This window comes from Pseudomonas sp. NPDC086251, from assembly GCF_044746405.1.
GTDB lineage: Bacteria > Pseudomonadota > Gammaproteobacteria > Pseudomonadales > Pseudomonadaceae > Aquipseudomonas.
This window is the reverse complement of sequence record NZ_JBIVBY010000071.1, coordinates 1-8,140: the sequence shown is the minus strand read 5'-3', so window position 1 is coordinate 8,140 and position 8,140 is coordinate 1. Positions and strand designations below refer to the sequence as shown.

The 8,140-nt window shown below is 58.8% G+C and carries 9 protein-coding genes and 1 tRNA gene; 5 read left to right on the top strand and 5 right to left on the bottom strand.

Annotation, left to right across the window (positions count from 1 at the left end):
- Positions 1-36: 36 nt before the first annotated feature.
- From ybgF to nadA, 5 genes are all read left to right on the top strand, one after another.
- Entirely contained in the window at positions 37-879 is an 843-nt protein-coding gene (ybgF, locus tag ACIPL2_RS34870; RefSeq protein WP_401365306.1) for a tol-pal system protein YbgF, read from the top strand.
- A gap of 166 nt (positions 880-1,045) precedes the next feature.
- Positions 1,046-1,693, top strand: coding sequence for a 7-carboxy-7-deazaguanine synthase QueE (queE, locus tag ACIPL2_RS34865; RefSeq protein WP_401365303.1), 648 nt, complete (start codon positions 1,046-1,048; stop codon positions 1,691-1,693).
- 1 nt (position 1,694) lies between these two features.
- Complete coding sequence (queC, locus tag ACIPL2_RS34860) at positions 1,695-2,387, top strand: 7-cyano-7-deazaguanine synthase QueC (protein WP_401365300.1); 693 nt, start codon at positions 1,695-1,697, stop codon at positions 2,385-2,387.
- Between the two features lie 63 nt (positions 2,388-2,450).
- Positions 2,451-2,526: transfer RNA gene (locus tag ACIPL2_RS34855), tRNA-Lys, on the top strand.
- Between the two features lie 272 nt (positions 2,527-2,798).
- On the top strand, positions 2,799-3,857 hold the full coding sequence (gene nadA, locus ACIPL2_RS34850) for a quinolinate synthase NadA (RefSeq protein WP_401365297.1): 1,059 nt from the start codon (positions 2,799-2,801) through the stop codon (positions 3,855-3,857).
- Between the two features lie 134 nt (positions 3,858-3,991).
- Here the strand turns inward: nadA and ACIPL2_RS34845 are convergent, their stop codons facing one another.
- From ACIPL2_RS34845 to ACIPL2_RS34825, 5 genes are all read right to left on the bottom strand, one after another.
- Positions 3,992-4,480 carry an RDD family protein gene (locus tag ACIPL2_RS34845; RefSeq protein WP_401365294.1) on the bottom strand — a complete coding sequence of 163 codons (489 nt, stop codon included), beginning with the start codon at positions 4,478-4,480 and terminating at the stop codon, positions 3,992-3,994.
- 96 nt (positions 4,481-4,576) lie between these two features.
- Complete coding sequence (locus ACIPL2_RS34840; protein ID WP_003175786.1) at positions 4,577-4,789, bottom strand: cold-shock protein; 213 nt, start codon at positions 4,787-4,789, stop codon at positions 4,577-4,579.
- A gap of 403 nt (positions 4,790-5,192) precedes the next feature.
- Complete coding sequence (gene gcvT, locus ACIPL2_RS34835) at positions 5,193-6,317, bottom strand: glycine cleavage system aminomethyltransferase GcvT (RefSeq protein ID WP_401365291.1); 1,125 nt, start codon at positions 6,315-6,317, stop codon at positions 5,193-5,195.
- A 39-nt stretch (positions 6,318-6,356) separates the two neighbouring features.
- Positions 6,357-7,733 (bottom strand): L-serine ammonia-lyase, encoded by a 1,377-nt coding sequence (locus ACIPL2_RS34830; RefSeq protein ID WP_401365288.1) that lies wholly within the window; start codon positions 7,731-7,733, stop codon positions 6,357-6,359.
- A 200-nt stretch (positions 7,734-7,933) separates the two neighbouring features.
- A partial coding sequence (locus ACIPL2_RS34825) for a hypothetical protein (protein WP_401365285.1) occupies positions 7,934-8,140 on the bottom strand: 207 nt, incomplete at its 5' end.

Below are 8,140 nucleotides of genomic sequence, written 5' to 3'. Positions count from 1 at the left end.
CAATACCGTCGCGTCGAACTGCGGAAGTAATTCGTCATGCGAACGTGCCGTCGTGCTGTAACTGTTCTGGCTCTCAGCCTCGCACCGCTTGCGGTGTGGGCTGCGGTTCCTGTGGTCGATAACGATGCCGGCTATAACAATAGCGGGACCAGTTATCCGCCTGCGGGTTACGGTACGAACGGCGCCTATGCCGGGGGAGGGGTTTCGGCCCCTGTCTCGGCACAGGGCGAGCTGTTCAACCAGCTGCAATCCATGCAAGAGCAGATCTCACGCCAACAAGGTGTGATTGAAGTTCTGCAAAATGAAGTAGCGCGCATGAAGCAAGAGAACCTGGAGCGATATCAGGATCTTGATCGGCGCATAGGAACCGGCGTTGCACCAGCCGCGACTCCTGAAAATTCTTCCACCGGTGGCGGTTTGAACGCCCCCGGTGCAGCAGCGGCAGGCGCAGGTGCAGGAGCGGCAGCCGCTCAGGCACCCGCCGCGGGTAGCGAGCCGGCTGATCCGGCGAAGGAAAAACTGTATTACGATGCAGCCTTCGACCTGATCAAAGCCAAGGATTTCGACAAGGCCAGCCAGGCTTTTGCCGCCTTCCTGCGCAAGTACCCGAACAGCCAATACGCGGGCAATGCCCAGTACTGGTTGGGCGAAGTGAACCTGGCCAAAGGCGATCTGCAAGGTGCAGGTCAGGCCTTTGCCAAGGTTTCGCAGCTGTACCCCAAGCACCCTAAAGTGCCTGATTCGCTGTACAAGCTCGCTGATGTAGAGCGCCGCCTCGGTCATACCGACAAGGTCAAAGGCATTCTGCAGCAGGTCGTGGCCCAATATCCGGGCACTTCCGCCGCTCAGCTGGCCCAGCGCGATCTGCAGAAAATGTAAGGCTGCTTGACCTGTTTCGAAGAAACCCGCGCTTGTCGCGGGTTTTTTCGTTAGAATTCACGCCCTTTTTATGAAACACGCTTTTTGGGATCTACGCGGTGGCGGGGTTCCTCGAAGTGCCTGACGGAGGCGGACAGCCTGTTTAGCTGTTATGCCCGTGGCGACTATGCAAGACACATTGAGAATTACCGAAGTTTTCTACTCGTTGCAGGGTGAAACGCGGACTGCCGGGCTGCCCACTGTATTTGTGCGCCTGACCGGTTGCCCATTGCGTTGCCAATACTGCGACAGCGCCTACGCGTTCACGGGCGGTACCCTTCGCCCGCTCGACGACATTCTCGAACAAGTGGCGGGTTTTCGTCCGCGTTATGTCTGTGTCACCGGCGGCGAGCCGTTGGCGCAACCCAACGCCGTTCCATTGCTCAAGCGGTTGTGTGACGCCGGTTACGAAGTGTCACTGGAAACCAGTGGTGCTCTCGACATCTCGGCGGTAGATTCTCGGGTCAGTCGCGTTGTCGATCTGAAAACCCCGGGGTCGAAAGAAGCACACCGCAACCGCTACGAGAACATCGAACTGCTCACGCCCAACGATCAGGTGAAGTTTGTCATCTGCTCGCGGGAAGACTACGACTGGGCCGTGTCCAAGCTGATCCAGTACGGTCTTGATCGACGTGCCGGCGAAGTCCTGTTCTCGCCAAGTCACCATGATCTCAATGCTCGGGACCTGGCTGACTGGGTGGTGGCTGACAACCTGCCTGTGCGTCTGCAATTGCAGCTGCATAAATATCTTTGGAATGACGAGCCGGGGCGCTGAAATGACGGAACAACTGAACACTGCTGAAAAACGTGCGGTCATCCTGCTGTCCGGTGGTCTGGACTCGGCGACCGTCGTGGCCATGGCCCGTGCTGAAGGCTACAGCTGCTACACCATGAGCTTCGATTACGGCCAGCGCTCTCACGCCGAATTGCACGCCGCCGCCCGTGTCGCTCGCGACCTGGGTGTAGTTGAGCACAAAGTGATCGGCCTGAACCTGAACGGTATCGGCGGTTCGGCCTTGACCGACACCCGCATCGACGTGCCGGAGGAGGCGGGCGAAGGTATTCCGGTGACTTACGTGCCGGCACGCAACACCGTTTTCTTGTCCCTGGCGTTGGGCTGGGCTGAAGTGCTGGGCGCTCGCGACATCTTTATCGGTGTCAACGCGGTGGATTACTCCGGTTACCCGGATTGCCGTCCCGAGTTCATCGAATCCTTCGAGCGCATGGCCAATCTGGCGACCAAGGCCGGTGTCGAGGGCAATGGCTTCCGTATCCAGGCACCGCTGCAGAACCTCAGCAAGGCGCAGATCGTCCAGGCGGGCGTGAAGCTTGGCGTTGATTACGGCCTGACGGTTTCCTGCTATCAGGCGGACGATAATGGCCGTGCCTGCGGCAAATGCGACAGCTGCCGCCTGCGTGCAGAAGGCTTCGCGGCAGCCGGAATCAGCGACCCAACACCTTATTTTTGATTTATTTCAAATTAGGTGTTGAATAGTCCTTAAAAATCAGTATTATACGCGCCACCACACAGCGGGTCGTTAGCTCAGTTGGTAGAGCAGTTGGCTTTTAACCAATTGGTCGTAGGTTCGAATCCCACACGACCCACCATTTTTGTAGCAGTTTTAAAAGTCTGGAAGGCCCACGCAAGTGAGGATTTCCGGATTTTTTTTGCCCGCGATTTAAGGTTGGCCCGAGCCAGGGCTGCACCGCGTGGCGCAGGTCAGAATCATCTTTTGCATCAACGGGATATTCTGTAGCCTTGCGCAGCTCCAACGTTATCCGTGCCTGATGATACTCACTCTCCCGGCGGTACCCTGATTGGGTCCGGAGCCGGGTGTATACTCGACTTTCGCGCGAACGCGCCTGCAGGTCTTGCGAACATGACGCAGATTTCCGAACGCCTTCTGGTTCAAGCCCACCTCGACGCCAAGCAGCCCAAGCCGCTGACCGCCGAGGAAGAGGCCTATTACCGCGCCGCCATTGCTGCCGAGCTCAAGGCTCAGGACGCGGTGCTGGTTGCTCACTTCTATTGCGATCCGGTGATTCAGGCCCTGGCCGAAGAAACCGGTGGCTGTGTCTCCGACTCTCTGGAGATGGCCCGCTTCGGCAATGCCCATCCGGCAAAGACCGTGGTGGTCGCCGGGGTGAAGTTCATGGGCGAGACGGCCAAGATCCTCAACCCTGAAAAGCGCGTGCTGATGCCGACCCTGGAGGCGACCTGCTCGTTGGACCTGGGTTGCCCGGTCGATGAGTTCTCGGCGTTTTGCGATCAGCACCCGGAGCGTACGGTGGTGGTGTATGCCAACACCTCGGCAGCGGTCAAAGCACGGGCGGATTGGGTGGTGACGTCCAGCTGCGCGCTGGAGATCGTCGAAAGCCTGATGGATAACGGCGAAACCATTATCTGGGGCCCGGACAAACACCTGGGCACCTATATCCAGCGCCAGACCGGTGCGGACATGCTGCTGTGGGACGGTGCCTGCATCGTTCACGAGGAGTTCAAGTCCAAGCAGCTTGAAGACATGAAAGCGCTGTACCCGGACGCCGCGATTCTGGTGCACCCGGAATCGCCGACCTCAGTGATCGAGCTGGCCGATGCCGTCGGCTCCACCAGTCAGTTGATCGCGGCGGCGCAGAGCCTGCCGAACAAGACGCTGATCGTCGCCACCGACCGCGGCATCTTCTACAAGATGCAGCAGCTGTGCCCGGACAAGGTCTTCATCGAAGCGCCAACGGCCGGTAACGGCGCTGCGTGCCGCAGTTGCGCGCATTGCCCATGGATGGCGATGAACACCCTTGAGCGCCTGCTGAAGAGCTTGAAGGAAGGGGCGAACGAGATCTTTGTTGATCCGGCGTTGATTCCGCAGGCGATTAGGCCGTTGAAGCGGATGCTCGACTTTACCCAGGCGGCGCGGATGAAGTTGGCCGGTAACGCCTAAGGCCTGTCAGTCAGTCCACAAAACCTGTGGGAGCGGGCTTGCTCGCGAAAGCGGTGTGTCAGACAACTTAATGTCGACTGACACACCGCTTTCGCGAGCAAGCCCGCTCCCACATTGATTTGTGTATGGCTGACTTACTTGGTTTTCTTCGGAATCCGTACCAGCTGGGTATTGGAATACATGTCGTGCCAGCTGCGTTTCTGCTTGTCGAACAGCGACCAGATGAACCCGAGCCCAATGCACAGCAAAGAAGCGATCGACACCACAAAGCGCAGCAGCGCCTGCCACAGGCTGATGGATGAACCGTCGGCGTTCTGCACACGGATACACCATACCTGCATGCCCAAGGTCTGCCCGGACCAGGTCCAGAACTTGGCGAAGAAACCGAACAGCACGAACAGCAGCACCGTCGACAGCAGGGGATCACCGTCCAGCGCGCCGGCTTCAGTCAGGGTGCGCATCTTGTCCTCGCCGATGATTGCCATCTGAATCATCTTGTAGACGCCGCTGGTAACGATCAGCAGCGCGGTACACAGCAGGAAGTCATAGAACATCGCTGCCAGGCGACGACCCAGGCCAGCGGCAGGAAATTCGCCCTGGGGTTTGAGCAGGTGTTTCGACATGGCAGCCTCTGGACGGAAAAAGAAGCCATTTTACGGATTTACGCGCACAAAAAAGCCCCTGATGTCAGCATCAGGGGCTTTTTCGTTACAGAAGATTTAGGCTTCTGCTTGTACTTCGTCAGCCTGCATGCCTTTCTGGCCTTGCACAGCAACGAAAGTCACTTTTTGGCCTTCTTTCAGGCTCTTGAAGCCGTTGCCCTGAATAGCGCGGAAATGCACGAACAGATCCGGACCGCTTTCTGGAGTGATAAAACCAAAACCTTTCTCGTCGTTAAACCACTTGACGGTACCGCTCTGACGTTGGGACATTTCTTATTTCCTTTGACGCAAAAATTAATGACAGTCTCCTTCTCATGAAAGAGTACTGGGGCTGGTTGCAGGAGAGTAAGAAGACGTCGAACGGGATGTAGCTAACTTGTAGGCTACTGCCCAGGTCACGATTCCAAGCGACCCATGCAAACACAGTGAACAAACTCTACGCCAACTACGGGAGAAAAAACAAGCCCTGTGAAAGGCCCGGATTTGCTCGCGTTGGTGGTGTCGTATCGCAACTAGTGCTGGCTTATGCGATGGCGGTGTTCAATCGTTTTCGATCGTTATAAGCAAAGTTCATAAACGAAGCTTAGAGCCAAAGGCATGCACTATTTTATGGCGATTGCGTTACACATTAGTGCACTGTTAACGCAATCGCGTTACTTATAGAAACAGTCAATCAGCCACGATAGTAGCGTTGTGGAACAAATGGCATTTTGCTTACAAGCAAAGGCACCTTTTTCCCACGTACGATGGCCCAGACCGGTGTTTCCAAAGCGATATAAGCGCTGTCCAGGTAACCCATCGCCAGAGGGCCGCCGAGGGTCGGTCCGAAGCCGCCGCTGCACACGCTACCGATGATGTCGCCGGCTTCGTTGACGATTTCTGCACCTTCGCGCACCGGTGTGCGTTCCTGAGGCAGCAGGCCTACACGCTTGCGGCTGACGCCACCTTGTTGCTGAGCGAACACGGTTTCGGCGCCGGGGAAACCGCCGGCACGTGCGCCATCGGCACGACGTGGCTTGGAGACGGCCCACAGCAGGCTGGCTTCGATCGGCGTGGTCTCGGTGTTCATGTCGTGGCCGTAGAGGCACAGGCCAGCTTCCAGGCGCAGGGAGTCGCGAGCGCCAAGGCCGATGGCCTCCACTTCCGGTTCGGCCAACAGCGCGCGAGCCAGGGCTTCAGCATCGGCGGCCGGTACGGAAATTTCGAAACCGTCTTCACCGGTGTAACCCGAACGGCTGACAAAGCAATCCACACCCAGCAGCTTCACGCGGGCGAATTGCATGAAGGTCATCTTCGCCACTTCGGGCGCCAAGCGTGCAAGTGCGGTGACGGCGGCCGGACCTTGCAGGGCCAGCAGTGCGCGTTCTTCGAACAGCGGCTCGATGGTGCACTGGTCGCCAATGTGCTGTTGCAGGTGCGCCAGGTCCTGATCCTTGCAGGCGGCGTTGACCACCAGGAACAGTTCGTCGTTGCCGAGGTTGGCGACCATCAAGTCGTCGAGGATGCCACCGGTTTCGTTGGTGAACATGGCGTAGCGCTGCATGCCCACCGGCAGGTCGATGATGTCCACTGGCACCAGGGTTTCCAGGGCTTTGGCGGCATTGGCGCCGGTCAGGCGGATCTGGCCCATGTGCGAGACATCGAACAGCCCGGCCTGCTCACGGGTGTGCTGGTGTTCTTTCATCACGCCCAGCGGGTATTGCACTGGCATGTCGTAGCCGGCGAACGGCACCATGCGGGCGCCGAGTTCGATGTGCAGTGCGTGCAGCGGGGTTGTCGACAATTGTTCGGTGGACATATTCAGCTCCTGAAAATGATGCAGATGCAGGTGAGTGCATCAGCACTCGATAATGTTGACCGCCAAACCGCCACGGGCGGTTTCCTTGTATTTGCTTTTCATGTCGGCGCCGGTCTGGCGCATGGTGCGGATGACCTTGTCGAGGGAGACGAAATGCTGACCATCGCCACGCAAGGCCATGCGCACGGCATTGATCGCCTTGACCGAGCCCATGGCGTTGCGCTCGATGCAAGGCACTTGCACCAGCCCGCCGATCGGGTCACAGGTCAGGCCGAGGTTGTGTTCCATGCCGATTTCCGCGGCGTTTTCCACTTGCTGCACGGTGCCACCCAGCACTTCGCACAAGGCCCCGGCGGCCATCGAACAGGCGACGCCGACTTCACCCTGGCAACCGACTTCGGCGCCAGAGATCGAGGCGTTTTCCTTATAGAGAATGCCGATGGCGGCCGCCGTCAGCAGAAAACGTACGACGCCGTCTTCATTGGCGCCGGGGATGAAGCGCATGTAGTAATGCAAAACCGCCGGGACGATTCCCGCCGCACCGTTGGTGGGCGCAGTGACGACACGTCCGCCGTTGGCGTTTTCTTCGTTGACCGCCAACGCGTAGAGGTTGACCCAATCCAGCACCGACAGCGGATCACGCAGCGACGATTCCGGGTTCTTGCACAGTTGCCGATGCAGCGCCGCCGCACGGCGCTTGACCTTCAAGCCACCGGGCAGGATGCCTTCGTTGCGGCAACCGGCCGCGACGCAGTCCTGCATCACTTGCCAGATTTTCAGCAGGCCGGCGCGGGTTTCCGCTTCCGGGCGCCAGGCGCTTTCGTTGGTCAGCATCACCTGGCTGATCGACAAGCCGTAGGTGGTGCAGTGATTGAGCAGGTCCTTGGCACTTTTGAACGGAAAGGTCAGGGGCGTGGCGTCTTCGACAATGCGGTCGGCGCCGGCGGCGTCTTCATCGACGACAAAGCCGCCGCCGACCGAGTAGTACTCGCGGCTGCGGATTTGCAGCCCTGCGGCGTCGAACGCGCGGAAGATCATGCCGTTGGGGTGATAGGCCAACGGTTTGCGGATCATCGCGAGGTGCAGTTTTTCATTGAATTCGATGGCGTGCTCACCGAGCAGGTTCAGACGACCGCTGCCACGAATTTCTTGCAGGCGGGCGGCGACGGTTTCGGTGTTCACAGTGTCCGGGTGTTCGCCTTCCAGGCCCAGCAACACAGCCTTGTCGCTGCCGTGGCCTTTGCCGGTGGCGCCGAGCGAGCCGTAGAGCTCGACTTTGACGCAGGCGGTCGCGGTCAGCAGCCCTTCACGGCGCAGACCTTCGGCAAAACGTGCAGCGGCACGCATCGGGCCGACGGTGTGGGAGCTGGAGGGGCCGATACCAATCTTGAACAGGTCGAACACGCTTAACGACATGGTTGTTCTCCGGTTTTCTTGTTATAGGAATTGGTGAAAGTCAGGCCAGGCATGATCCTGTGGGAGCTGGCCTGCCAGCGATTGCAGGGTGTCAGGCAACGGAAGTGTCGACTGATCCACCGCTATCGCTGGCAGGCCAGCTCCCACAGGTTTTTGTGGTGTTCTTGAAATGGGGGCGAGTGAGCCCGCCCCTCATTGGTTTAAGCGTAGCTTTCGATCGACGGGCAGGCGCAGACCAGGTTGCGATCACCGAAGACGTTGTCGACGCGACCGACCGGCGGCCAGTACTTGCCTTCGATCAGCGACGCTACCGGGTAAACAGCCTGCTCACGGCTGTACGGATGCGTCCACTCGCCGACGATTTCCGCCGCCGTGTGCGGGGCGTTTTTCAGTGGGTTGTCGTCCTT